The organism is Bradyrhizobium sp. WYCCWR 13022 (genome assembly GCF_030435535.1).
GTDB lineage: Bacteria > Pseudomonadota > Alphaproteobacteria > Rhizobiales > Xanthobacteraceae > Bradyrhizobium.
Genome location: NZ_JAUIZJ010000017.1, coordinates 92,156 through 117,559 on the forward strand (window position 1 = coordinate 92,156; position 25,404 = coordinate 117,559).

At 64.5% G+C, this 25,404-nt stretch carries 24 protein-coding genes; 12 read left to right on the top strand and 12 right to left on the bottom strand.

What is annotated here, in order from left to right; all coding sequences use genetic code 11:
* The first annotated feature begins 19 nt into the window (after positions 1 to 19).
* A complete protein-coding gene (locus QY049_RS24600) occupies positions 20 to 469 on the top strand; it encodes an iron-sulfur cluster assembly scaffold protein (RefSeq protein WP_194482092.1) in 450 nt (149 codons plus the stop codon).
* Between the two features lie 23 nt (positions 470 to 492).
* Here the strand turns inward: QY049_RS24600 and QY049_RS24605 are convergent, their stop codons facing one another.
* Positions 493 to 1,395, bottom strand: a complete 903-nt coding sequence (locus QY049_RS24605) for a hypothetical protein (protein WP_301270055.1) — start codon at positions 1,393 to 1,395, stop codon at positions 493 to 495.
* Positions 1,396 to 1,625: 230 nt separating this feature from the next.
* Between QY049_RS24605 and yidD the strand changes: the two genes are divergently transcribed.
* Both yidD and QY049_RS24615 read left to right on the top strand, forming a co-directional pair.
* The gene (yidD, locus tag QY049_RS24610; protein ID WP_194482090.1) at positions 1,626 to 1,964 is read left to right on the top strand and encodes a membrane protein insertion efficiency factor YidD; all 339 of its coding nucleotides are present in this window, start codon (positions 1,626 to 1,628) and stop codon (positions 1,962 to 1,964) included.
* A gap of 91 nt (positions 1,965 to 2,055) precedes the next feature.
* Positions 2,056 to 2,268, top strand: a complete 213-nt coding sequence (locus QY049_RS24615; RefSeq protein WP_194482089.1) for a hypothetical protein — start codon at positions 2,056 to 2,058, stop codon at positions 2,266 to 2,268.
* On the opposite strand, the gene QY049_RS24620 is transcribed toward QY049_RS24615, so the two are convergent.
* Together QY049_RS24620 and QY049_RS24625 are read right to left on the bottom strand one after the other, a co-directional pair.
* Positions 2,269 to 3,477, bottom strand: a complete 1,209-nt coding sequence (locus QY049_RS24620) for a hypothetical protein (protein ID WP_301270056.1) — start codon at positions 3,475 to 3,477, stop codon at positions 2,269 to 2,271.
* Positions 3,478 to 3,479: 2 nt separating this feature from the next.
* A complete protein-coding gene (locus QY049_RS24625) occupies positions 3,480 to 4,844 on the bottom strand; it encodes an APC family permease (protein WP_301270057.1) in 1,365 nt (454 codons plus the stop codon).
* A 354-nt stretch (positions 4,845 to 5,198) separates the two neighbouring features.
* On the opposite strand from QY049_RS24625, the gene QY049_RS24630 reads away from it, so the two are divergent.
* Both QY049_RS24630 and QY049_RS24635 read left to right on the top strand, forming a co-directional pair.
* Positions 5,199 to 6,509 (top strand): alpha/beta hydrolase, encoded by a 1,311-nt coding sequence (locus tag QY049_RS24630; RefSeq protein WP_194482086.1) that lies wholly within the window; start codon positions 5,199 to 5,201, stop codon positions 6,507 to 6,509.
* A 171-nt stretch (positions 6,510 to 6,680) separates the two neighbouring features.
* A complete protein-coding gene (locus tag QY049_RS24635; RefSeq protein WP_194482085.1) occupies positions 6,681 to 7,007 on the top strand; it encodes a GrlR family regulatory protein in 327 nt (108 codons plus the stop codon).
* A gap of 18 nt (positions 7,008 to 7,025) precedes the next feature.
* Here QY049_RS24635 and QY049_RS24640 read toward each other — a convergent pair whose 3' ends face one another.
* Both QY049_RS24640 and QY049_RS24645 read right to left on the bottom strand, forming a co-directional pair.
* The gene (locus QY049_RS24640) at positions 7,026 to 7,415 is read right to left on the bottom strand and encodes a hypothetical protein (RefSeq protein ID WP_194482084.1); all 390 of its coding nucleotides are present in this window, start codon (positions 7,413 to 7,415) and stop codon (positions 7,026 to 7,028) included.
* Positions 7,416 to 7,505: 90 nt separating this feature from the next.
* Positions 7,506 to 8,678, bottom strand: coding sequence for an MFS transporter (locus QY049_RS24645; protein WP_258766452.1), 1,173 nt, complete (start codon positions 8,676 to 8,678; stop codon positions 7,506 to 7,508).
* A 186-nt stretch (positions 8,679 to 8,864) separates the two neighbouring features.
* Between QY049_RS24645 and thrS the strand changes: the two genes are divergently transcribed.
* From thrS to QY049_RS24660, 3 genes are all read left to right on the top strand, one after another.
* Positions 8,865 to 10,907: a threonine--tRNA ligase gene (thrS, locus tag QY049_RS24650; protein WP_301270058.1), complete on the top strand. Its 2,043-nt coding sequence runs from the start codon at positions 8,865 to 8,867 to the stop codon at positions 10,905 to 10,907.
* A gap of 93 nt (positions 10,908 to 11,000) precedes the next feature.
* Positions 11,001 to 11,564 (top strand): nitroreductase, encoded by a 564-nt coding sequence (locus QY049_RS24655; protein ID WP_194482081.1) that lies wholly within the window; start codon positions 11,001 to 11,003, stop codon positions 11,562 to 11,564.
* Between the two features lie 63 nt (positions 11,565 to 11,627).
* Positions 11,628 to 12,896, top strand: a complete 1,269-nt coding sequence (locus QY049_RS24660; RefSeq protein WP_194482080.1) for a serine hydrolase — start codon at positions 11,628 to 11,630, stop codon at positions 12,894 to 12,896.
* On the opposite strand, the gene QY049_RS24665 is transcribed toward QY049_RS24660, so the two are convergent.
* Together QY049_RS24665 and QY049_RS24670 are read right to left on the bottom strand one after the other, a co-directional pair.
* A complete protein-coding gene (locus tag QY049_RS24665) occupies positions 12,882 to 15,344 on the bottom strand; it encodes a bifunctional diguanylate cyclase/phosphodiesterase (RefSeq protein WP_301270059.1) in 2,463 nt (820 codons plus the stop codon). The two genes, QY049_RS24660 and QY049_RS24665, sit on opposite strands and share 15 nt — an antisense overlap.
* Positions 15,345 to 16,172: 828 nt before the next feature.
* A complete protein-coding gene (locus QY049_RS24670) occupies positions 16,173 to 17,024 on the bottom strand; it encodes a LysR family transcriptional regulator (protein ID WP_301270060.1) in 852 nt (283 codons plus the stop codon).
* A gap of 106 nt (positions 17,025 to 17,130) precedes the next feature.
* Here QY049_RS24670 and QY049_RS24675 point away from each other — a divergent pair, with 106 nt between their 5' ends.
* Positions 17,131 to 18,123 carry a zinc-dependent alcohol dehydrogenase family protein gene (locus QY049_RS24675; RefSeq protein WP_258766447.1) on the top strand — a complete coding sequence of 331 codons (993 nt, stop codon included), beginning with the start codon at positions 17,131 to 17,133 and terminating at the stop codon, positions 18,121 to 18,123.
* A 16-nt stretch (positions 18,124 to 18,139) separates the two neighbouring features.
* Here QY049_RS24675 and QY049_RS24680 read toward each other — a convergent pair whose 3' ends face one another.
* The gene (locus QY049_RS24680) at positions 18,140 to 18,403 is read right to left on the bottom strand and encodes a hypothetical protein (protein WP_258766446.1); all 264 of its coding nucleotides are present in this window, start codon (positions 18,401 to 18,403) and stop codon (positions 18,140 to 18,142) included.
* Positions 18,404 to 18,640: 237 nt separating this feature from the next.
* Positions 18,641 to 19,624 (bottom strand): aldo/keto reductase, encoded by a 984-nt coding sequence (locus tag QY049_RS24685; protein WP_258766445.1) that lies wholly within the window; start codon positions 19,622 to 19,624, stop codon positions 18,641 to 18,643.
* A gap of 103 nt (positions 19,625 to 19,727) precedes the next feature.
* Here QY049_RS24685 and QY049_RS24690 point away from each other — a divergent pair, with 103 nt between their 5' ends.
* On the top strand, positions 19,728 to 20,621 hold the full coding sequence (locus QY049_RS24690) for a LysR family transcriptional regulator (RefSeq protein ID WP_301270061.1): 894 nt from the start codon (positions 19,728 to 19,730) through the stop codon (positions 20,619 to 20,621).
* A 3-nt stretch (positions 20,622 to 20,624) separates the two neighbouring features.
* On the opposite strand, the gene QY049_RS24695 is transcribed toward QY049_RS24690, so the two are convergent.
* A complete protein-coding gene (locus tag QY049_RS24695) occupies positions 20,625 to 21,698 on the bottom strand; it encodes a hypothetical protein (RefSeq protein WP_194482076.1) in 1,074 nt (357 codons plus the stop codon).
* 239 nt (positions 21,699 to 21,937) lie between these two features.
* Here QY049_RS24695 and QY049_RS24700 point away from each other — a divergent pair, with 239 nt between their 5' ends.
* Positions 21,938 to 22,957: a patatin-like phospholipase family protein gene (locus QY049_RS24700; RefSeq protein ID WP_194482075.1), complete on the top strand. Its 1,020-nt coding sequence runs from the start codon at positions 21,938 to 21,940 to the stop codon at positions 22,955 to 22,957.
* Positions 22,958 to 22,964: 7 nt separating this feature from the next.
* Here QY049_RS24700 and QY049_RS24705 read toward each other — a convergent pair whose 3' ends face one another.
* Together QY049_RS24705 and QY049_RS24710 are read right to left on the bottom strand one after the other, a co-directional pair.
* Positions 22,965 to 23,393 (bottom strand): CBS domain-containing protein, encoded by a 429-nt coding sequence (locus tag QY049_RS24705; RefSeq protein WP_194482074.1) that lies wholly within the window; start codon positions 23,391 to 23,393, stop codon positions 22,965 to 22,967.
* A 187-nt stretch (positions 23,394 to 23,580) separates the two neighbouring features.
* A complete protein-coding gene (locus QY049_RS24710) occupies positions 23,581 to 24,390 on the bottom strand; it encodes a rhomboid family intramembrane serine protease (protein ID WP_258766443.1) in 810 nt (269 codons plus the stop codon).
* A 453-nt stretch (positions 24,391 to 24,843) separates the two neighbouring features.
* Between QY049_RS24710 and QY049_RS24715 the strand changes: the two genes are divergently transcribed.
* The gene (locus tag QY049_RS24715) at positions 24,844 to 25,398 is read left to right on the top strand and encodes a PAS domain-containing protein (RefSeq protein ID WP_194482072.1); all 555 of its coding nucleotides are present in this window, start codon (positions 24,844 to 24,846) and stop codon (positions 25,396 to 25,398) included.
* The last annotated feature ends 6 nt before the right edge of the window (positions 25,399 to 25,404 follow it).

Consider the following 25,404-nt stretch of genomic DNA (forward strand, 5'->3'; position numbering starts at 1 on the left):
AAGTGTTGGACTCCATCACATGCTGAACGACATCTATAACAAGCGGATCATCGAGCTGGCCGGGAATATTCCGCGCCTCGGGCGGTTGCCGGATCCCGACGCAAGCGCCACCGCCCACTCCAAATTGTGCGGCTCGACCGTGAAGATCGACCTCAAGATGGAGGGCGATACCGTCACCGACTTCGCGCATGACGTGAAGGCCTGCGCTTTGGGACAGGCCTCTTCATCCATCATGGCAAGTCACGTGGTCGGCTCGACTGCGAGTGAACTCCGTGAGTTACGCGACACCGTTCGCAAGATGCTCAAGGAGAATGGCGCGCCTCCTGAAGGCAAATGGGAAGAGATCAAATTCCTCGAGCCGGTCCGCGAGTACAAGGCGCGCCACGCCTCGACGCTCCTGACCTTCGATGCCGTGGTCGACGCAATCGGCCAGATCGAGGCCAAGGCGAAGCAGCCGGCCACCGCGTAAGGGCCAAGTCGAGACCGAAGCTCTTACTTCTGCGGCGCAGCCCCCGGCGCTGCCACGCTCCCGGTCGGGACCACGGCTTCCGCCGTCTTGGTCGACTTGGCAGGCTGCGGCCCCGCCTCCTCGCCGAACCTGGCCTGCGTCTTCGGTGCGAGCTCCGCCACCGCTGGCGCCGTGATATCGACGTGTGGCAGCACATCGGCAACCAGGTCTGTCGTCACAAGATTGGTCAATTTCAGCTCGCCCGCATCGAGCTCGTGCAGATCTTCCCAGGGCGGCACGCTGAGCGCGAGCGACAGCAGGTCCCCCGCCCCGCCCATGTCGAAGGTGTATTTGGCGAGCCGGCCGATGTCGCGTTCCACGATCATCAGATCCTGCGCGTTGTAGCTCGCGGCCTTGGCGTCGTCGGCGCGGTCACCCATCCAGATCTGATGGACGCGGACATGGGCCGCTTCCGGGACGTAGCGCTTCTTGCCGGCCAGCAGCAGGAACACACACATGGATTCACAATAGGCCTCCGAAGCGACCGCCGGACGGGCGCCTTGGCCGCCGCCGTTCTGCTGCGTGATGCCGACGGTGGTCAGGAGGCCGAGACTACGGAAGCGTCGACCGAGCGTGATCGCATCGTTGACGGAACCGCCGCTGGAGTCGAGCACGACGGTAGCGCCGCCCAGCTGGCGTCCGCGGGCAAAGTCGTCAAAATCCTTCGGGGTATCAGCGGTGATGATGCCGACCGCACTGACCCAGCCGCGGCAGTTCGGTGCGCAGGCGACCCAGCCAAATTTCATCGGCAGCTTACGCTCTTCCAGCGAGGTGCCGGCCCTGGCCGGCGAGCCAACAGTCGCGACGGCGCCAGCCAACACGAGACCACAAGCGGCGGTTCCCACCAGCAACCAACCGCGAAGGTTGAGCGACTTCAGAACTCTCAAACTGGTTCCTTCCCCAAGCCCCAAAAGCAATCAGGCAAGCCCCGTTTCGACGTTCCCATGAGTCTACACAAGAACGTCACAAAAATGGTATCCGGGGGAATACAGATCGTCCATAGGTACTTGCTGCACTGCTCCCTCAAAGCAGGCAAAATATGGCTCGCGTACAACAGCGCACTGTTCCCTGCGCTGGAACCGCGCATCGGCGCGTACAGGATGTCGGCACAGCGCACATGAAGCACACAACCTGCGAGCACTGTTCCGCTCCCGTTGCCGAAGCGCTGCGGCTGCCCCGCAGATTCGGTCGCGCGCTGATCTGGCTCTATCGCCATACGCTGTCGCCACTGGTGGGTTACAACTGCCGCCATCTGCCCACCTGCTCCGTGTATGGCGACGAAGCGATCGAGCGGTTTGGCCTCTGGGCCGGGGGCTGGATGACGCTCGCGCGTCTGCTGCGCTGCAATCCCTTTGGCACCTCGGGCATCGACAACGTGCCTCTCACCGTGCCCAAAGGTGCGCGCTGGTATCTGCCATGGCGTTACGCGCGCTGGCGCGGCGTCAATGCGTCCTAGGAACGCTGCGGTGCTTTGAGCTTCGCTCCATTGAGCGGAACCGGAACTCTGTCCTCGCGTTGTCGTGACGCTCCCACGGGAGGAAACAACAATGCGCTGGAAAATCAGCCCCCATTTTCACATCAGGCCTGGTTCACATCTTGGCTTCAATCCCCGGGATCACGATCCCCGAACCATCGACATGCTCGCGATCATAGCGCTGCTCGTTCTCGTCGTCGGCTCCGGCTGGTATCTGGCGGCAAGTCTCTCAACACCGCCGAGCACGACGGCGTTCATCGTGCCGAGTCAAAGCGTGCACTGGTAGCTAGCGGAACCAGAAGAAGCGGCCGGGTGGCGGCGGGATCGGCTCGGGTGGACGCGGCCGCTTCGGCCGCGGTTTCGGCGGCGGCTCCGCGGATGATGTGGTCTCGGCCGGCGCGGTTTCGCTTCCGGGGATCTTCACCGACAGCAGCAAATTCGACTCGTGCATGCGCCAGCGATAGCCGACGCCGAAATCGATCGGCTGGGCGCGCGTGAACAGTTCGGCGTAACGCTCCTGGTAGCGGCCGGGGAATTCGTTGATCGGACCAAGATAGCGGCCGAACGGGAAGAACCGCCACTGCCGCGAATTGTAGTTGGCCAGCGGAATGCCGGAATCGTCCTGGATGATGGTCGCGCTGTTGGCGAGCAGCCAGTCCCGCACGACGGTGAAGTTGCCTGCGTGCAGGAGGTACGACGCGCTCTTGATCAGGCTGTTGCCGGGCCCGAGCGCCTGGCAGAATTTCAGGAAGCCGGCGGCGCGTGCGCCCGAGTTGGAGAGATCGGTCGAGAAATAATACAGCGTGCGCGCCTCGCCGTCGGCGCCTGCGAAGGTGATGCGAACGCCACGCGTGGCATTCGGCCCCGGATTGTCGTTGCCTGTATGCATTCCCCCCTTGTCGTCGAGCGCGACCATCTCGACGTTGCGGATGGTTTTGCCCGAGCGGGCCAGGAAGACATAGAGGATCGGCAGGGTGCCGTTGACCTGGTTGGAGTGCAGGTCGACCTTCATCTGCTTGGTGATGAAGAATGAGAAGCTCAGGATCGAGCCGAGCGAGCGCTCGACATTGTAGAGCGCGGCGTTGACCGAGCCACGCTGCAATCTGGTCGGATCAGGCACCGCGCCGACCGGCTCCAGCGCGCCCAGCACATAGGTGCTGGCCTTGGAATAGAAGGCGTTGGCGTAGAGGAAGTCCGGGCCACTGAAAAAATAGAACATGGTCGGCCGCGGCGCGGCGAGATTCACCTCGGACCAGTCGCGGATCTTGGACAATTGCCGTTGCTCGAGCTGGGCAAAGGCGCCGTCGAAGAATCTGGCGTGACGCTGCCAGGACGGGTCCTTGGTGAGCGCTAGCAGCGGTGAGTCCGCTGACGGCTGCATGCCCGCGAGGAAGCGCGCCGTGTCGTCGAAGGTAACCTCCGCGGCACGCACGGACGAGATGGCCGCAGCCATAAGGGCAAGAGCGACGGCCGCAAGTCTCATGGCTCGAAACATGTCTATTCGCGATGATGTGACGTAGAAGCGGCGACCGGCCGCCTGCGGAAAACAGCATAAATCAACAGGCCCGCAAGCATGACGAACATCCCCGACAGCGATTGCACCGGCCGCTCGGTCAAGAGGTAGTACATCATGGATGCGGTCACGAGCAGGAAAACGAGCGGCGTGAAAGGGTATCCCCAGGCGCGATAGGGCCTCGGCAAATCGGGATCGGTGATGCGCAGCTTGATGACGCCGGCGACCGTGAAGAACGAACAGAACAACAGCGCGAACTGGATGAAGTCGAGCACCGCCTCGAAGCTGCGCGTGAACAGCAGCAGGTTGGCGACCGCGAGCTGGAACAGGATGGCGTAGGCCGGCGCGCCGCGCACCGATCGCTTCGAGAACACGCGCAGCGCCGGGATGTCTTCCCCCATCGTCATCATTACGCGCGGGCCGATCCACATCATTGCACTGATCGAGGAAATCAGGCCGACGCAGATCATGGCGCCGACGATCCGGCCGCCGAGCGAGCCGAAAATGGCACTGCCGGCCACGCTCGCGACGTCGAGCTGGCCGGCCAGGGCGTCGATCGGCGTCGCGTAGAGGAACACCGCGTTGAGCGCGACATACAGCACCAGCACGATCAGCGTGCCCGCAAGCAGCGCGCGAGGCAGACTCTGCTGCGGCGTGTTCATCTCGCCGATGATGTAGGTCGCAGCATTCCAGCCCGAGAACGAGTACATCACGAAGACGAGCCCGATCGCGAAAGGCGCGCTCACGATATGGGCGAGATCGCCCGCCTGCGGCGCAAAGGAGATCGGCTGCGGCGTGCCGATGATGAAGCCCGCAACGAGGAAAGCGACGATCAGCACGACCTTGAGGATGGTCGAGATCAACTGGAAGGTCGAGGAGTGCCTGACGCCGGTCAGTTGCACGATCGACACCAGCCACACCACGCCGATGGCGAGCGGGATCGGCGGCACCTCGGGCACGACGGACTTGGCATATTCGCCGAAAGCCATGGCCGCGAGCGCCACGGGTGCAGCGAAACCCACCGTCGCCGAGACCCAGCCGGCGAGAAAACCGAACGCCGGATGGTAGGTGCGGCCGAGGAAATTGTACTCGCCGCTCGAGCGCGGAAACATTGCGCCCAGTTCGCTATAGGAGAACACGCCGCACAGCGCGACAATGCCGCCGACCGTCCATAGCGCCAGGATCGAGAAGCCCGAGGGAAGATCCTTGACCTGGAAGCCGAGGCTGGTGAAGACGCCCACCCCGATCATGTCGGCCACGACGATCGCGGTCGCGACCAGAACGGAAACTCCGGAGCCTCCGGTCAACCGCCCGGTCCAGGGCGCAGTTCCCGCATCTGATGCCGTCATCTGGGTCCCTGAGCCTCAGGCGTGGCGCCTCGTGGGAGGCATCGTGCAGATTGGTCCAGTCAATTCAAGCAGGGTTAACAAGGGTTAAATGAGGCAAGCAAAATAGGTAACGAGCCACCTTTTATGCCCGTTTTTGGCAATAAACCCGTAGCCGGCCGCGGAAATGCGCGCGTCTCTCCCACAATCGCGACACGATTGCGTGGTCTTTTTTGATCGTTCCGGATGTGGGGAAGTTTGTCCGGACGCTTAACGTCGCCTAAACGCCAGTCGGCTCAATTGTCTCAAGATTGCCGATGGTTCGTGACTTGGGGTCATGGGTGGATGGTCGGGGCCGTTCCGAAATTGGAAGCAGACATGCGTGCTGACCGGACCAAGGCGTCCGGCGCGCGTGGTCGTGCGCTTCGGATCGCCCTCGTCTCAGGCTTGGTGCCCCTCTCGCTCACGCTGGTTCAATGCGGCCAGTCACCCAATCCGACGGCGCTCGCCGCGGGCTCGCAGGCCAATGTCCAGGTCATTGGCAAGACCAATCCCCAAGTCGCCAGCCGGCAAGTCACAAGCGGCGACACGTTCGACGATCGCTTCCCCGCCCCGCAATTCAAGGAACGCTTTCCCTCGGCAAGCGAGAGTTTCCTGCAGCGGCAGATGTCGGACTTCTCGCCCAAGCGCGCCGTGCAGCAACCACCCAAGCCCGAGCAGGCACCCTACAAGGTCGCGTCGCTCGCGCCGCAGGTCCCCTACCAGCGTCCGCAGCGCGAAGACCTGACGACCCTCGTCAGCATGAAGTCCTCGGCCTTCCCCTATTTCGGCAACAATCCCGCCTCCGACGCGCCCTTCCTCAACATCTCCAAGGGCGAGCGCCGCGGCCACCGCAGCTATTCGGGACGTGTATTCTGGCAGGACGAAACCTACAACGACAGCCGCGTGCTGGTGCACGTCCCCGAGCACTTCGACGTGCGCAAGCCTGGCGTGATCGTGGTGTTCTTCCATGGAAATGGCGCGACGCTGGAGCGCGACGTACGCGACCGCCAGCTGGTGCCCAAGCAGATCACCGATTCCGGCGCCAATGCCGTGCTGCTCGCGCCGCAGATGGCGGTCGACGCCGCAGACTCCAGCGCCGGAAAATTCTGGCAGCCCGGCGGCCTCAAGCGCTTCATGGAGGAATCGGCGAGCCACCTTGCCCGTCTCACCGGCGACCCTAACAGCGCGCGGGCCTTCGCCAACATGCCGATCGTGATCGTCGGGTATAGCGGCGGCTTCCTGCCGACGGCTTGGAGCCTCGAGGTCGGCGGCATCAGCGATCGCGTCCGCGGTGTCGTGCTGCTCGATGCGGTTTATGGCGAGATGGACAAGTTCGCGTCCTGGATCGAGAGCCACCGCTCCGGCTTCTTCGTCAGTTCCTACACGCACTACACTGCACGGCGCGACCACGAATTGATGAGCATGCTCAGGCAAAAGGGCATCAGCGTCTCCGAAGACATGGATGGACCCTTGCGTCCCGGAAGCGTGGTGTTCGTGGAAACCGGCGACGGCATCACCCATCGCGACTACGTCAACCGCGCGTGGACGCAGTACCCGCTCAAGGACGTTCTTGTGAAGATGTCGGCCACGCCGGCGCTGGCGCTGACGCGCGTCGCGGCCACCAGCCCTTCGGCATCGAGCCGCTGATCCCGATATTGCGCACGCCGGCATTTCGGCGTGTTGCCTGCAATTCTCTCAGGCCATGATCAAAATGTGATGTTGATGGCCGACAATCCCCGGCAGCCACCGGATTGTTTCTGCTGGCCACGACCATAATTTGCCGGCCAAGTTGAATTTGGATTTCCACGGGGACAGGCAGTGCGTCAGGGACTCTACAAGGTCGACTTCCACACCGTTCACGGGACCGGCTGCGGCGTCGTCTACGTGACTGACGGCAAGATGCGCGGCGGCAATTCGGCCTTCGCCTTCATCGGCACCTATACCGGCCAAGGCGACAGCATCAAGGTCAAGATCTCGACCGAGCGCTACAACGACGACCCGTCGTTCAAGGCTCTGTTCGGCATCGACCGGATCACGCTGACGCTCGCCGGTCGCGAGGATGGCGACACGGCGGAGTTCGAAGGCACCGCGCTGCAAGTGCCGGGCGTTGCCTTCAGGGCCGTATTGAGCCGGCTCAGCGACTAGGCCGCCGGCCCCCAAGCTTCAGCTTTTGGGCAGCTTCGGAATGCTCTCGGCGAAACCGTTGAAGCAGGCCAAGCGCTCATCCTCTTCCTTGAAGAAACGGCAATCGGCGTAGCCCTTGGCCTTCGCCGGCTTCGGCTTCGGCGTCGGCGCGACAATCGCGTCGTAGCAGTTGAGCCGGTCCTTGGTGCCGTCGTCGAGGTCAAGGCACGCCTGGAGCCGTACCGCGACCGACTGGGGCTTGCCCTTGGGCGCCGCGGCCGGCTTGGCAGCCGCTTCTTTGGTGCCGGCCTTGGTCCCCTTGGGCTTCACCTGCACCAGCGGCTTGTCCCCCACCATCGGTGGCTTATCGGTTTGCGCAAATGCGGAGGCTGAATAGAGCACCGCGGCTACCGCCAGAATCATCCTCATTTCAGTCAAACCTCTTTGGTCCCCATGACCGGCCTTCTAGCGCTCTCCCGCGCCGTTTGCCAAGCGCCTTGCGCACAGGAGAGACGGCTTTCAACCCGGGACGGCGGCCGCCGGCCGGGGCCGGCTCGCAACCACCAGGACCAGCGCCAGAACGACGAAACCGACCGCCACGAAGCCTGTGCTGTGGAGCAGATCGCGGGCAAACAGCAGCCCTCCGACGGCAGAACCGATGGCCTGGCCGATATAAAGGACTGACGTATTGAGCGCGACGGTTGCGGGCGCAAGCGGCGGTGCGGCCGCGACCAGCCGCACCTGCTGCATCGAATTGGTCGAGGCAAATCCCAGTCCCCAGATCGCAACCCCGACCGCCATCAGCACAAGCGTGCCTGCGCTCAGCGCCCAGCCGGCAATGCCCGCCAGTAACAGGCTCGTGAACAGCAGCGAGGTCCGGTACGGCCCCCAAGTGTCGACGATACGGCTCGCGACCACAACGCCGAGAAAACCGCACACGCCGTAGATGCCGAACACCAGTCCGATCGCGTCCGGGCTTGCGTCGGTCAGCTTCTTGAGCAACGGGCCCATGAAGGTGAATACCGCGAACTGGCCGGACATCTGCAGCATCGTGATCGCGAGCAACAGCAGGATCGCCTTGCTGCGGCCGACCTCGCGCCACGTCTTCAGGTCGACAGGCGTGCCCTTCAGGCCGGCCGGCAGGCACACCAGCAACAACAGGAAGCTGACGCAACCCAGCGCGCCGATCTCGCCATAGGCGGCGCGCCAGCCATAGCGGCTGGCGATGAAGGTGATCAGCGGAAGGCCGACGGCGGCAGCGAGCGACCAGCCAAGGAAGATATAGGCAATCGTGCTGCCGCGCCGCTCCGCCGGCACGATCAGCGCCGCGGTGCCCGCGGCCTGCGGCGTGTACAGCGCGCCGACAGCGAGCATCACCAGGCGGATGACGAGGAGGCTTGCGTAATCGGGCGCGAAGGCAGAAGCGAGATTGCCGAGGGCGAGCACGGCAAGCGTGGCGGTCAGCAGGAGCCGCCGTTCGATGCGGCTCGTCAACCACGCCGTCACCGGCGAGCCGATGCACAGCGTGATCGCGCCGAAGGTGATGAGCAGCCCGGCGGTGCGCACGCTGATGCCGAGCCCCTCCGACAATTCAGGCAGCATCCCCGCCGGCGCCAGCACCGAGCAGCCGGTGACGAGATTGCCAAGCATCAGGGCTGTGGGCGTGAGGCGGTCGGCGCGCGAATTTTCCATGCAAATGCATGTAGAGCAGCCCCGCGACCAGTTAAAGGGTGCAGCGCCAAATAGTTGGAGCGTCGCCTCCGCTTTTGCGCGCCAGTTTCTTGGAAATGCCGGATTGCGCAGGCCGAATCGCCTGATATATCGCTCGTTCCCGCTTACCTGCGCTCGTTCGCAGGAGTGAGCCTCAGGAGAAAAGCAATGTCCGAACAGCCCAAATCCGAATCCGGCTTCCAATATTCCCTCAGCAACCTGAAGCCCGTGACCCCCGCAGCCAAAGTCACCCTCACCTTCCCCGACGGCGCCCAGCGCCAATATGACAAGAGCATCACCGGCCTCGACATCGCCAAGGGCATCTCGCCCTCGCTGGCCAAGCGCACGGTCGCGATGGCGCTCGACGGCGAGCTCGCCGATCTCAACGATCCAATCGAGGCCGACGCAAAGATCGAGCTCGTCAACCGCGACGATCCGCGCGCGCTCGAATTGATCCGCCACGACTGCGCCCACGTGCTGGCGGAAGCCGTGCAATCGCTGTGGCCGGGCACGCAGGTGACCATTGGCCCGGTGATCGAGAACGGCTTCTATTACGATTTCTTCCGCAACGAGCCGTTCACGCCGGACGATTTTGCCGCGATCGAGAAGAAGATGCGCGAGATCATCGCGCGCGACAAACCTTTCACGAAGGAGGTTTGGGATCGCGAAAAGACCAAGCAGGTGTTCCGCGACAAGGGCGAGGCCTTCAAGGTCGAGCTGGTCGATGCCATTCCCGGCAACGAGCCGATCAAGATCTACTACCAGGGCGACTGGTTCGATCTCTGCCGCGGCCCGCACATGACCTCGACCGGCAAGGTCGGAGGCGCCTTCAAGCTGATGAAGGTGGCCGGTGCCTATTGGCGCGGCGACAGCAACAACCCGATGCTGACGCGCATCTACGGCACGGCCTTCGCCAAGCAGGAGGACCTCGACGCTTACCTCAAGCAGATCGAGGAAGCCGAGAAGCGCGACCATCGCAAGCTCGGACGCGAGCTCGACCTGTTCCACTTCCAGGAGGAAGGTCCTGGTGTCGTGTTCTGGCACCCCAAGGGCTGGACCATCTTCCAGCAGCTGATCGCCTATATGCGCCGCCGCCTGACCGGCGATTACAGCGAGGTCAACGCACCGCAGATCCTCGACAAGGTGCTGTGGGAGACCTCCGGCCATTGGGGCTGGTACCGCGAAAACATGTTCGCGGCGCAGTCCGCCGGCGACGAGGCCGAGGACAAGCGCTGGTTTGCGCTGAAGCCGATGAACTGCCCCGGTCACGTCCAGATCTTCAAGCACGGCCTGAAGAGCTACCGCGACCTGCCCTTGCGCCTCGCCGAGTTCGGCGTGGTACATCGCTACGAGCCGTCGGGCGCCATGCACGGCCTGATGCGCGTGCGCGGCTTCACCCAGGACGACGCACACATCTTCTGCACCGAGGACCAGCTCGCCGAGGAGTGCCTGAAGATCAACGATCTCATCCTGTCGACCTATGCGGATTTCGGCTTCACCGGCGATCTCACGGTGAAACTCTCCACGCGGCCGGAAAAACGCGTCGGCACGGACGCGATGTGGGATCACGCCGAACGCGTGATGGCGACTGTGCTGCGCGAGATCCAGTCGCAGAACAACCATATCAAGACCGAGATCAATCCGGGCGAAGGCGCCTTCTACGGGCCGAAGTTCGAATATGTGCTGCGCGACGCCATCGGCCGCGACTGGCAGTGCGGCACCACGCAGGTCGACTTCAACCTGCCGGAGCGGTTCGGCGCGTTCTACATCGACCATGACGGCGGCAAGAAACCGCCTGTCATGGTTCACCGCGCGATCTGCGGCTCGATGGAGCGCTACATCGGCATCCTGATCGAGCACTATGCCGGCAACTTCCCGCTCTGGCTCTCGCCGGTACAGGCGGTGGTCACGACCATCACCTCGGAGGGCGACGAATACGCCAAGGTGGTGCTGGAGCAGGCCCGGCGCGCCGGACTTCGCGTCGAGATCGATCTGCGCAACGAAAAGATCAACTACAAGGTCCGCGAACACTCGCTGGCCAAGATCCCGGCGCTGCTCGTGGTCGGCAAGAAAGAGGCCGAGACGCACTCGGTCTCGGTCCGCCGGCTCGGCAGCGACGGCCAGAAGGTCATGACGACGGAGGAGGCAATCGCCGCCCTCGTCGACGAAGCGACCCCGCCGGATGTCCGGCGGGCACGCGGCGCGGTCTGATCCCTGAAATCGATCTAAACTTGCTTTCGGTTGCGGGCGTGCATGCCTATCTCGGCATGGCACGCCCGCTGACCAGCCGAAGAGGCCATCGCAATGCCTGACGCCATCGAACTCCTCAAGACCCGCCGCTCGGTCAAGCCGCGCGAGATGACCGGCCCCGGCCCCTCGCCCGCCGAGCTCGAGACCATTCTGACCATCGGCGCGCGCGTACCCGATCACGGCAAGCTCGCGCCGTGGCGCTTCATCGTTTTCGAGGGCGATGCACGCCAGCGCGCCGGCGAGGTCATCGCCAGGGTCTTTGCCCGCAAGAATCCCGGCGCGCCCGCCGCTGACATCGAGACCGAGCGCAAGCGTCTCACCGATGCGCCACTGGTGATCGGCATCGTCAGCTTCACCAAGCCGCATCCGAAGGTGCCGGCGTGGGAACAGGAGATGTCGGCGGGCGCCAGCGCCATGAACATCGTCACGGCCGCAACCGCGCTGGGCTACGGCGCCTGCTGGCTGAGCGGCTGGTTCTCCTTCGATCGCGACGTGCTGGACGGTCTTGGCCTCAAGGCGGACGAAAAGCTCGCCGGCCTCGTCCACATCGGCAAGCCGACCAAGGCGAGCGAGGATCGTCCGCGACCGGTCCTTTCCGAAATCGTGACGCGTTTTTAATCGAAGTCCTGTTGACGCCTCCGACGTCTTGCGGCTCTGTTCCCGGCGAGGGAGGAAGCCCTGATGAAGCGTCGTGAATTTCTGGTCGGGGCGGCGATGATGGCCGGCACGATGGCGCGGAGCCGCGCCACCGACGTCCCTGCTCCCGCACCCGACAAGCTGCGACGCATCACCGCGTTCTTCGAAAACGAAGTGACCACCGGCCGTTTGTCGGGCGCGATCGTGCTGATCCATCAGCACGGCAAGCCGGTTTATTTCAAGCTGTTCGGCGTCCGCGACGTCAGGACGCGGCTGTCGATGACGCCGGACACGATCTTCGCGATCCATTCCATGAGCAAACCGATCACCAGCCTGGCGGCAATGATGCTGATCGACGAGGGCAAGCTTGCGCTCACTGATCCCGTCTCTAAATACATTCCCCTCTTCGCCGGCACCAAGGTCGGAATGGAGGTCACCAGGCCCGACGGCTCGATGGCGCTCGAGATGGTGCCGCCGATCCATCCGGTGACGATCAGGGATTTGATGCGGCACACCTCGGGCATCACCTACGATTATATCGGCGGCAGATGGGTCGAGCTTGCCTACAAGGCCGCCAATATCTTCGAGGGCCCCTTCAACAACCGGGAATTCGCCGACCGCATCGCCAGGCTGCCGCTTGCGCGGCAGCCTGGGACGCTGTGGCGCTACGGTCATTCCACCGACGTGCTCGGCAGCGTCATCGAAATCATCACCGGGCAGTCGCTGTACGATGCCCTGAAGCAGCGCATCTTCGACCCGCTCGGCATGACCAGCACAAAATTCGCGCTGTCGACACCGGACGAATTCGAGCGGATGGCGCGGCCGCTGCCGAGCGACCAGATCCTGCTCGATGGCGAGCGTGAACGCCTCGACCATCCGGAATGGCAATCCGGCGGCGGCGGCCTGCTCTCGACCATCACCGACTATCAGCGCTTCGCGCAGATGCTGCTCAACGGCGGCGAGTTCGACGGCAAGCGCTATCTCAGCCCGGCCGCCTTCAAGGCGATGACGACCGACCAGATCGGACCTGACTCCGGCGTCGAGCGCGACTATTTCTATTTCCCCGGCGACGGTTTCGGTTATGGCTATGGTCTCGCTGTTCGCACCGATCCCGGCAACGCAAAGCCGCCGCCGGCGGGCTCGATCGGCGAATTGAAATGGGACTCGGGCAGCGGCACCTATTTCGGGGTCGATCCCAAGCTCGACATGGTCTACGTCCTGATGGAGCAGACCCAGAACGAACGCGGCCGCATCACGCCCGCCTTCAAGGAACTGGTCTACGGCTGCTTTCCGCCCGAGCTAAGCCGCCCGTGAGGTGCGCTGACCGAAATCGGCGAGCAACTTTGCGATTTCGGCGGCGGGCCGCGCTGCGCTGAACAGAAATCCCTGTACCTCGTTGCAGCCTTCCGCCCGCAGCCAGTCGAGCTGGTCCTCGGTCTCGACGCCCTCCGCGGTCGTGGTGATGTTGAGGCTGCGGCCGAGCCCGGAAATCGCGCGCACGATCGCGCCGCAATCGGGCCGCTGCGCCAGATCCTTCACGAAGGAGCGATCGATCTTGATCTTGTCGAACGGAAAGCTGCGCAGATAGCTGAGACTGGAATAGCCGGTGCCGAAGTCATCCATGGAGATGCCGACACCGAGCTCGCGCAATTGATGCAGGATCGCGAGGTTGGCATCGGTCTCGGCGAGGAAGATCGACTCGGTGATCTCGAGCTCGAGCCGCTTCGGCGACAGGCCGGATTGCGCCAGCGCCGAGATCACGACCTGAACCAGATTGCGGCTGCGGAATTGCGCCGGCGACAGATTGACCGCGACCTTGACGTCAACGGGCCACTTCACCGCTTCGGCACAGGCTTCGCGCAGCACCCATTCGCCGAGCTGGGTGATCAGGCCGATGTCCTCGGCGACAGGAATAAACTCCGCCGGCGAGATCATGCCCTTGTCGGGATGACGCCAGCGCAACAGCGATTCGAAGCCGGAGATGCGATCGGATGCGATCGACACCAGCGGCTGGTAATGCAGCTCGAACTCGCCATTGGCAAAGGCGCGGCGCAGATCGAGCTCCATGTCGCGGCGCTTCTGCGCCTGGAGGTCCATCTCGCGCTCGAAGAAATGATGCACGCCGCCGCCTTCGGACTTCGCCCGATACAGCGCCATGTCGGCATTGCGCATCAGCTCCTCCGACGTCACGCCGTCGCCCGGCGACAGCGCGATGCCGATGCTGGCGCCGATCACCATCTCCTGGCCGTCGATGTCATAGGGCGCCTTCAGCATGTCGATCAGCACCGTCGCGCAGGCGCTGGCCTCGTTCGGCGAAACGTCCGCCGCCAGGATCACGGCGAACTCGTCGCCGCCGAGCCTTGCCGCGAGATTGGCGCCGCGGACCGCGGTGGTCAGGCGTTCGGCAACCTCCTTGAGCAGGCGGTCTCCCGCGGGATGCCCGAAGGAATCGTTGATGTTCTTGAACAGGTCGAGGTCGATATAGAGCACGCCGACACGCTTGCCGCCGGCCTGGTCCAGCGCCTGCTTCAAGCGTTCCTGGAAGTATTCGCGGTTGGGCAGATCGGTGAGCCCGTCATGATGGGCCATGTGGGCGATCCGCGCCTCGGCCTTGCGCCGCTCGGTGATGTCGACCATCGCAACCAGATAGCCGTCGCGGTCGTCGAAGGCGACGCGGCGGCCCAAGGTGAGCACCTCGATCTCGCTGCCGTCGGCGCGCAAGTGCCGCCAGTTGCGCGAGGAGTGGTAGGTTTCGCCGATGCGATCGAGCGCTTCGGCGTGGCTGTCCCATTCGTCCTCGGGCCAGATCTCGTGCAGCTTCATGCGCAGGAACGCCGCGCGGCTGTAGCCGTAATGCTGGACCGCGGCGTCATTGACGCCCAAGAACTCCTTTGTCTCGGCGTCGAACACCCACATCGGCATCGGGTTGTTGTCGAACAGCAGGCGAAACGAGGCGTCACGCCGCTTCAGCGCCGTGACATCGGAGATCGCCAGCGAGATGACGTCGGCAAATGCGGTGGCGCTGAGCCGGAGGTAGCGGCCACCGTGCTCGATCTCGAGCTGCTCGCCGCGGCCGCCGGAGACGGCCTTGAGCAGGAGCTCCATGACGTCGGGCGCAGCCAGCAGCGTGGTGCCCTGGCCGATCTGCCGCCACAGCAGTCCGCCGCTCGCAACATTCAGCAGCAGTTCCGCGCTCTTGTTGTGATGCACGACCTGGAAATCGAACGGCCGGCCGCTCGCATCGCGCAACGTCGCCAGTGAGACCACCGCGTCGTCGGTCGCGGAGAAGATCGCGTCCAGCAGATTGTATTGCGCGCCGCGCTCGTTGACGTAAGCGCCGACCAGCGTTGCGCCCCAGCGCGAGGCGGTCGGCAGCGCCAGCACATCGTAGGTCCTGACCATGCCGTCGCGCACGCAATGGGCGCTGGACTGATGCGGTCGCTCGTTCCTGAGCGCGTTTGCCGCGGCCTCCGACAGCGCGGTGGCGCAGTCCGGCGACAGCTCCGCGACCGGAATGTCCCAGCGCTCATCGCCGAGCCATTTCTGCACGTAGCGCCCGCTGCGCGACAGCTCGAGCGTGCCGTCGCCCTTGAGCAGCGCGATATGATCGGCCAGCCGCCCGAGGCTGCCGAGCATCACGTCCTCATAGCGCGGCAGCCGGTCACCCGGCTTCAACGCGGCGCGCCATTTGCGCTGAAGCACCGGTATGTCGTCGAACATTTCGGTGGCCGGTTTGCCCGGCATCTTCTTCGCGGCACTCATAGCAGTCCCCAACGCACTTTCCCGGCGCATCCAATGCAACCGCGCTTAATGGCGTGTAAAAAGGACGCAGCGCCGGTTCCGCTCTAGTGATTATGACAGTTTTAAGTTGGACGATGGTTAGCGCGCTTTAGAGACTGTGACAGTGGCTTGAAATGCGAACTCTCTGTAACGCGCGAGTGCTGCTGCGCCCGCTTCCGGGGCACGAGACCTATTTCAACGTTAGACATGGATAATCATCCTCGCGGCTTGTCCGCCCGAGTTTTGCTTCAACACCTCACCCTCAAATGAAAGAGGGCGCAGGGAAGACCGGGTGCTGACCTGGCACCCGCGGTCCACTGTGCGATATCTGCGCTACAAGAGGCTGCACAGCGGCATACAGGTGAAGCCAAACATCCGGCCTTCCCTGCGCAGTGGTTTGACGGCTTATGTCGTGATCTCCCCGGGGAGCGATGCACTATTGCCCCCGTCGCCCTGCGGATGGTTGATGTGTGCGTCCGGTTGGACATCGCACATCACCACAGGGCTTGGCGCACAGGCTCCGGGCGCCAGGACCACACGATTTTGCCGTACGCGGATCACACCGGTCGTGTGCGCGAGGTCTTGCTCACGGTTGCCCGCCCTGCAAAGCCCTTCGCGCCGATGAGACCCACGCCCACCACAGCCCGGCCCGCGTCGTGACGATCGCGATACGCCCCTCTTCCAAGGGCCGGGTTGCGCGACACATACGCCGTTTCCGAATTTCGGTAAAGCGGAATATTTTGAGCGGCCGGTCTCGACCAATGGATGGCGTGTTTTGCCCGTTGGGCACCGCAAGGGGTTGTGGTCGGATCACCCCGCCAGCTCCTCAATCACCAGATCCAGCAGCGCGCGCAGGCGTGCCAGCCGCTTGAGATCACGGTGATAGCCGACATAGGTGTCGCGGCCCGGTGGCGCGGCGCCGATGTCGAGCGCGACCAGGCGGCGGTCGCGGTCGCCGAGGGGACGCGGCAGCACCGCAAGGCCCCCGCCGCCGGCGCAGAGTTCGGCCTGCGCCTGGCGGTTGTTGCTGCGCGCGCCGATCTCCGCCTTCGGCAACGTGCGCTTCAGCCAGACGGCGTCGGGCATGTCGGCGAATTCGGCGTTCATGGTCACGACGCGAATGCCGCTGCCGTCACCGGCACGTGGCGGCTTGCTGCCCTTCCTGCCGTACAGCGCGTAGGGAATGTGGAGCAGCTTTCTGGAAACGACCTCGGGCTCATCAAACGGCTTGATGCGAAAAACGAGGTCGGCTTCACGCCGCGGCAGGCTGTAGAGCCGTGCGTCGGTCAGAAGCTCGACGATCACCCGGGGATGGCGCTTGCCGAAGGCCGCGATCACCGGCGACAGCATCAGCGTGCCGAACCAGTCCGAGGAGGACAGGCGCAACGTGCCGTCGAGTTGCGTCTCCGTGCCCGTCGCCTGCCGCTGGAGCGCGAGCGCCTCGTCCTCGATCCGCTCGGCATGCGCGAGCACGGCGGTGCCTTCATCGGTCAGGACAAAACCATCCGCCGTGCGCTGAAACAGCGTCTGCCCGAGCGCCTGCTCGAGCGCGCGCAGCCGCCGCCCCATCGTCGGCTGGGTCTGGCCGATCTTTCGCGCGGCAGCACCTAGCGTGCCTTCGCGCGCAATCGCGAGGAAAATGCGCAGATCGCTCCACTCCATCCGATATCCTGCCCATTCAAAAATGCACGATGATCGTACATCCTTGTTCCTTCCCATGCAAAAAAATCATAGGCATATTGGGGGGCGACATTGGAGCAGGACGATCATGACCAAGCAATCGACAATGCGCGCCGGCGTGCTGGAGACCCACAACGCCCCCTTGCGCATCTCAACCATCTCCACACCCGAGATCGGCCCGCGCGAGGTGCTGGTGCGCGTGCGCGCGAGCGGCGTCAATCCGCTCGACACCAAGATCCATGCCGGCGCTGCCGCGCATGCGCGCCATCCGCTGCCGGCAATCCCCGGCATCGATCTCGCCGGCATAGTCGAGCAGACCGGGCGCGAGGTCTCGCGCTTCAGGATTGGCGACGAAGTCTACGGCATGACCGGCGGCGTCGGCGGCGTGCAGGGATCGCTGGCGGAATTCGCCGCTGTCGATGCCGACTTGCTGGCATTGAAGCCGGCCAATCTCAGCATGCGCGAGGCCGCCGCTCTGCCCCTCATCTTCATCACGGCGTGGGAAGGCTTGATCGACCGCGCCGCCTTGAAGGCCGGCCAGAAGGTGTTGATCCATGGCGGCGCGGGCGGTGTCGGCCATGTCGCGATCCAGATCGCGCATGCCTTCGGCGCGGAGGTGTTCGCGACAGGCTCGGCCTCGCAGCGCGCAACGATCGAGGGCTTTGGCGCCACCTTCATCGACCGGGAAGCCGCGGTTGAGGCTTACGTCGCGGAGCACACCGGCGGCCACGGCTTCGACATCGTCTACGACACCGTCGGCGGCAAGGTGCTCGATGCGTCCTTCACCGCTGTGCGCCGCTTCGGCCATGTCGTGAGCGCGCTCGGCTGGGGCACGCATGCGCTGGCACCGCTGTCGTTCCGGGCCGCCAGCTATTCCGGCGTGTTCACGCTGCTACCGCTGCTGTCAGGCGAAGGCCGCGCGCATCACGGGAAGATCATGACTGAAGCCACGCGCCTTGCCGAAGCCGGCAAGCTGGTGCCGCTGCTCGATGCCAGGCACTTCAGGATGGAGAGCGTTGACGACGCCTACGCGCTGATCCGGGATCACGCTGCCAGGGGCAAGCTGGTCGTCGAGATCTGACGGCGCAGAAACGCCGCTAATCCTCGCTGGACGCCGCCGAGCGGTTGCGCAAGTAAGCCTGCGACAACAGGAAGAACAGTGCGCGCTCGCCATGATATTTGGCCGAAGGACGCGTGCGCTCGAAACCGTCGGCAAAGATCTTGCCGGACTGGTCGCAGACCTGCCATCGCCAACCAAGCCGTTTGCGTCTGGTGAGGATCACTTCGAACATGCCGGCGCGCTTGGTCCCTGCTCCTTGCCGGTCACGCAAGCCCACCAAGGCTGCGCCGGCCTCCTCCATTGGACGGATGCCCGAGATATAGCGCAGCAGGAGAGAAAGCGAATGAAATTGATTATCGGAAATACGTAGCTCGCGCCTGAAACGACGAAGTCGCAATGCGCCTGGAATAAGCCGATGCCGCCGGTGTTTCTTAACCTCTTCCGCGCGCGTTTTGGTAGCGCTTACAGGCGGTATTCAAAGCGAAACACAGCATGAATGCTCGCTAAGCGAAAGCTTACCGGACAAACACAACAAATGTTAGCGTCCGACGCGTGCCTGAAGATGCGCAGGATAACGCTCGCCTTGCACCGAGACCCTCGCCAGCACCGCTGCAATGGCCGCGAGATCGGCTTGCGACAGCGCCACCGCAGCCGCGCCGAGATTTTCCTCGAGCCGGTGCAGCTTGGTGGTGCCGGGAATCGGTACGATCCAGGGCCTTTGCGCGAGCAGCCAAGCCAGCGCGATCTGTGCCGGCGTCACCTTCCACGATGCAGCGATCTCGCCGAGCAGATCGACCAGCGACTGGTTGGCTTTGCGTGCACTGGATGAGAAGCGCGGCACGATGTTGCGGAAATCGCTGCTGTCGAACTGCGTGCTCTCGTTGATCGCGCCGGTCAGAAAGCCCTTGCCGAGCGGGCTGAACGGCACGAAGCCGATGCCGAGCTCTTCCAGGACAGGCAGGATCTCCTGCTCCGGCTCGCGCCACCACAGCGAATATTCGCTTTGCAATGCGGTGACGGGCTGCACGGCATGGGCGCGGCGGATGCTCGCGGCGCTCGCCTCCGACAGGCCGAAATGCAGCACCTTGCCCTCGCGGATCAGATCCTTGACCGCGCCCGCAGTGTCCTCGATCGGCACCGTGGGATCGACGCGATGCTGATAGAACAAATCGATGCGGTCGGTCTTCAGCCGCCGCAAGGCGGCCTCCGCGACCGCCTTGACGTTGGCGGGCGAGCTGTCGAGCCCGGCATCGACCTTGCCGCCCCTGAAGCCGAACTTGGTGGCGATCACCACTCTGTCGCGGAACGGCGCCAGCGCCTCGCCGACCAGTTCCTCGTTGACGAAGGGGCCGTAGGCCTCGGCGGTATCGAAGAAGGTCACGCCGCGCTCGAACGCGGTCCGGATCAGCGCGATCGCCTGCGACGTCTCGGTCGCGGGGCCGTAGCCGTAGCTCAATCCCATGCAGCCGAGGCCGAGGGCCGAAACCTCGAGACCACCTTTGCCCAGTTTGCGCGTCTGCATCGCAGTTCTCCTTTCAAAATCATGTTCGGCAGCGAACTTAAGCCGCGCGAGGTCCTGCGATTAGGTGATAAAATCGGCATGTACTCATGATCCGGACTCATGAATGGCCCGCGCCAACGCCAACGACCTGCTCGCCTTTCTCGCCGTCGCGCGCGAGCGCAGCTTTACCCGCGCGGCCGCCCAGCTCGGCGTCTCGCAATCGGCGCTCAGCCACACCGTGCGCGGTCTGGAGGAACGGCTCGGCTTAAGGCTCCTCACACGCACCACCCGCAGCGTCGCGCCGACCGAGGCCGGCGAACGGCTGCTGCGCACGATCGGACCGCGTTTCGACGAGATCGATGCCGAGCTGTCGGCGCTGACCGCACTGCGCGCGACACCTGCCGGCACGGTCCGCATCACCTCGGGCGAGCACGCGGCCCAGACGATCCTGTGGCCGGCGCTGGCCAAGCTGCTGCCGCGCTATCCTGACATCAAGGTCGAACTCGTCGTCGACTACGGCCTCACCGACATCGTCACTGAACGCTACGACGCCGGCGTCCGCCTCGGCGAGCAGGTTGCGAAAGACATGATCGCTGTCAGGATCGGGCCGGAGATGCGGATGGCCGTGGTCGGCGCGCCCGCCTATTTCGCCGCACGCGACAAACCGAAGCAGCCGCAGGATCTCACCGAGCACAATTGCATCAATCTGCGCCTGCCGACCTATGGCGGGATCTATGCCTGGGAATTCGAGAAGCGCGGCCGCGTCGTGAAGGTGCGCGTCGACGGCCAGCTCGTGTTCAACACCGGCCTGCTCAGGACGAATGCCGTGCTCGCGGGCCTTGGCCTCGCCTACATCCCCGAAGATCTGGTGAGGCGCGAGATCGCCGACGGCCGGCTGATCCGCGTGCTCGCCGACTGGTGCGCGCCGTTCGCGGGCTATCACCTCTATTACCCGAGCCGGCGGCAGCCGACGCCGGCGTTCGCCGTGCTGGTGGAGGCGCTCAGGTATCGGAAGTGAAGCTTAGTGCGCGACGACTTCGACTTCGCCGTCGACGCCGTTGACGACGTTGAAGCCGCGCTCGTAGACCTTGCCCTCGTTCTTGGCGATGGCGCGGTATTCGCCTTCGGAGAGCACGACGCGCGGGAAGGCGCCGATCGATTCCTTGATGACGTCGCCGCCGGGCGTCAGCACCGACCAGGCGGTGTTGGCGAGCGCCTCGCCGCCCTTGTCGCTGACGAGCTTGAGCGTGATCACGGCCGCGCGGTGGGTGATGGTGACGTCGGTGAGCTTGCCGGCCTGGACGCGGATGTCCGAGCGCACCACCGAGTTGGCATCGCCATAGTTGGAGATGATGTAGTAGGTGCCCTCGGGCAGCAGCACGACGTCACCGGCGGACACGTTCGGCACCAGCGAGGCACGCTCGCCGGATTCGAACTGGCTGCCCTTGTAGATCGCGAACGAGATCTGGTTCTGCGGAATGCGGCTGGTGCCGACGCGGCCCTCGATGCGCAGGCCTCCTGCCGGCAGCACGAAGGATTCACGGTCGGTCTCGGCCTTCAGGCTGACGGTGCGTACCGCGCTGACGAGACCGAAGGCGACGTGCACGACGTAGTTGCCGGGCGGCAGCACGATGCTGGGCGTGGCGCTGCGGTCCTCGCGGATCAGCTTGAAGGTGCCGTTCTCGTCGGGACGGTCAGCAAAGACGCGCCAGACCAGGCCGGCATTGATCGCCGGAGAATCCTTGCCGTATCTCGCGGTCAGCGACAGCACACCCTGGCCCGGCACCGCCGCATTGAGCGGTGCAGACGGCGGAACGGTCGAGACGGCCGGCGGCGGCATGCTCGGGGTATTCGGCTGGGTCAGGGTCGGCGGCAGGCTCGGAGGGCCCGCGCCCGGACCCGAGGGCGGCGCGAGGCTCACGGCGCCGCCGGGATCGGGCACCGAAGCCGGGGGCACCGGCGGCGGACGATCGGAGAAAAGCTGCGCTTGCGCGGTGTTTTGACCCAAGCCGAGGAGGCTCGCGGCCATGACGAGCGCCGGCAGCAGCCTGCCGCCACGCCGCCATCCGATGATGCCGTCACCCCCGCTAATCATGCCCCTGCTTTTCACCGAAAACGCGGCAAATTCAAGCCTCTGAAATCCCATGGAATACGGTTCTATGGAACCCGGTTGACGCTTGCGTGATTAGTTCAGGGCCAACGGGCCTTCGCCACACTCCCGCCCCCTGCGTCCCGAACGGTATAAACCATGCTTGGCCTCTGTTCTGGCGGCGAGCAAGGACAGTGCCTAGTCTGGCAAGTGCGGCGACTGGCCCCGCCGTTAGGAGAGTTTCGGTGCTGGAAATCTTGAGAGGTCGGGGCGCGAACGGCGCGAATGGCGAGAAGGTCGGTCTCGGCAGTGTCCGCCGCCCCGTCCTGGGTCTTGCCCTCGGCGGCGGCGCAGCGCGTGGCTTTGCCCATATCGGTATCATGAGAACGCTGCTGGCCAATGGCATCGTGCCCGATGTCGTGGTTGGCACCTCGATCGGCGCCGCGGTCGGCGGCGCTTACGCGGCCGACCGGCTCGATGCGCTGGAGGACTGGGCGCGGAGCCTGCAAGGCGTGCGCAACATCCTCGGCTATCTCGATATCCGCCTCAACGGCTCCGGCCTGATCGGCGGCGAGAAGCTGGCAAGCCGGCTGGAGGAATCGATCGGCCAGATCCTGATCGAGGACTTGCCGATGAAATATGCCTCGGTCGCGACCGAGATCCGCACCGGTCACGAGATCTGGCTGACGCGCGGCCGGCTGGTCGAGGCGATGCGCGCCTCCTATGCGCTGCCCGGGATCTTCTCGCCCGTGATGATCGGCGACCGCTGGCTGGTGGACGGCGCGCTGGTGAACCCGGTGCCGGTGTCGGCGGCGCGGGCGCTCGGCGCCGAAATCGTGATTGCGGTCAATCTGTCGACCGACATCTTCACCCATTCGACGACGATCCACGCGCACGGCGCGATGCCCGCGCCTGTCGCCGAGGAGACCCCGGCCAAGCGGCGTTTTCCGCGCATCTTCTCGCCCGAGAAAACCGTCAAGCGTGAGTTCTTCGGCAGCGCCGGACGCCCCGGCATCTCCTCGGTGATGATCGATGCCTTCAACATCATGCAGGACCGCATTACCCGCGCGCGCCTCGCCGGCGATCCGCCTGATCTCCTGATCACGCCGCGGGTCGGCCAGTTCGGCTGGTTCGATTTTCACCGCGCCGAGGAGTTGATCGCCCACGGCGCACGCGCCGCCGAGCGCGCGCTGGAGTCGATCCAGGAAACCATCGACGTGCTGGCGCCGCCGCCCGAAGACGCGGCGCCCAAAGCGGCCGAATGAATCCGGCTCAGGCCGTCTTGATGTAGTCGCGCAGGGCTTCCTGCTCGGATTCGTATTCGCGCACACGCCATTTGACGATGTCGCCGATCGAGATCAGGCCGACCACCTTGTTGTTCTCGAGGACGGGCAGATGGCGGAACTTGCCCGTTGTCATCATCTCCATCAGCTCGGCGACCGTGTCGGTCTCCTTGCAGCTCACCACCTTGCGGGTCATGACCTGAGAGACCGGCTCTTCCAGCACGCCTGCACCGCGCTCGCCCAGCACACGCACGATGTCGCGCTCGGACAGGATGCCTTCGAGCCGGCTCTGGTTCATCACCAGCACCGCGCCGATCTTCTTTTCGCCGAGCAGCTTGACCGCGGCAGCCAGCTTCGCGTCGGGCTCGACGCTCATGATCTGGTGCCCCTTGGTATTGAGAATGGAACGTACCGTCATTGTCGCCTCCCTGAATCCGACCCGTCCGCTTTGCGCGGTTCGGACTTGTTCGCGAGTCTTCAACTAACAGTTTCGGCGCCGGTTTCACGTTCAGGCGCTTTGCGAAGCAAAGCCTCTACGGGCTTGTCGCTTCGGAACATTCTTCGCGCAAATGATGGATGAATTCGGGCCGCGCCGCAAGCGCCGCTTAAATACCGCTTGAAATGTCCTGTGATGACGCATCCGCAGCATCATCGTTTCGCACGCGCGGCACAGGATCGAACAGCGCGAACAGCAACAGGCCAGCGAAGAAGCCGCCGATATGCGCCTCCCAAGCAACGCCCGCACTGTCGCCGTCGACGCCGATCGCGCCGACACCGAAGATGACGTTGAGGACGAACCACACCGCCAGGAAGCCGACGATCCGCCGGTCGCGCAGCGCCTGCAACAGCGGCAGCGCCGGAACTTTCGCGGCGGAATCGGCGTCCGAACGGCTGAACGACAGGAAGCTGCCGCGCGCGAAGGCGAACCGGATCGCCGCCGCCATCGCACCCGATACCGAGGCCGAAGCGCCGATCATCGGCACCACCGCATGCTCGTGGGTGACGAGATGGGCGAGCGCGCCGGCCGCCGCCGTCACGGCCAGGAAGACGAAAAAGCGCAGCGCGCCGAAGCGCCGCGCCAGCGCGCTGCCGAACGGCAGCAGCCACAGCACGTTGAAGGCGAGATGGGCGAGATTGGCGTGCAGCAGCGAATAGGTGACGAAGGTCCAGACCTTGGCCCCGGCGCCGCCCTCGAACTGCAAATTGACCAGCGAGGAATCGTACCGTTTCGGGATGAAGCCGAACACGTCGATGGTCCAGTTCTCCAGCTCCGGCGGGAGCAGCACCCGCAGATGGATCACCGCCAGGAGGACGACATAGGCGGTCAGCGGCCACGGCAAGGTCAGGATCGGCTCGCGCGGGGTCTCTTCGACGACGACCGGCTGGTCCGACGGGGGTTGTGGCGGGGAATCCAAGGCGGTTTCGCTTTCAGGCGCGATCGAAGCAACAGCGTTGCAGATAGTCGCCTTTGCCGGCCTTGCGCAAGTGCACAAAAGGAAAAGGCAGGGCCCTGGGAAAGCCCTGCCTGTCCGTGTCGGCCTTTCCGGCACTGCGGAGGAACAAGGGAAATCCCCACCCCTCCCCGCGGCCGGTGACCAAACTGTTTGACGCCCATGTACAGGCCACGCCGAGAACCTGGGAAAAGCGGCGAGGCTTGCGACCGCGATCACCCTAGCAGGCGCGACGCTGGGCGAAAGCGCATAGTTAATTTAACGTTAACAACGCAAAGGCAGCGCCCAAGGCGCCGAAATCGCCCCCGCGGCATGGACGCTGCAATTCCCCTCCTGCACAACAACACAGGGATCTGAGGTGCACTGAAGCGGGACAGGTTTGTCCCACGAGGTCGCACCGAGGGGCGAGCGTCAGTCATGAAACATCCATCGAGCCGCGCATTCTTCGCGTATTGGGACAAGAAGCGCGGCAATGCGCGGGCCCCTGACCGGTCCGATATCGACCCGGCCGCCGTGCGCGAGCTGTTGGGCGACATCTTCGTCCTCTCCTGCGAGCCAAAACTCGGCTTCCCGTTCCGCGTCGCCGGAACCCGCGTCTGCGCCCTCGCCGGCTGCGATCTCAAGGACCAGGGCTTTGCCGCATTGTTTACCGACGGAAGCCGCGGCGAGATCGAGGAAATCGCGACCATCGTCGCCGACGAGGCGCTGGGAGCCATCGCCGGCCTCACCGCACCGCGCGCGGACGGCAGCAAGGCCCATCTCGAGCTGCTGCTGCTGCCCTTCAACGCCCGCCCGCACACGCCTGTCACCGTGACCGGCGTGCTCGCACCGTTCGACGACGAATGCGGAGCGCTTGGCCCGTTCACCGTCACCTCCTGGCGCTACCTGCACCAGCCGGAGAAATTGCTGCCGCGCGCGATCCGCAAATTGCAGATCGCCCGCGGCCTGATGGTGTATGAAGGGCTGCGGTAGTCTTCG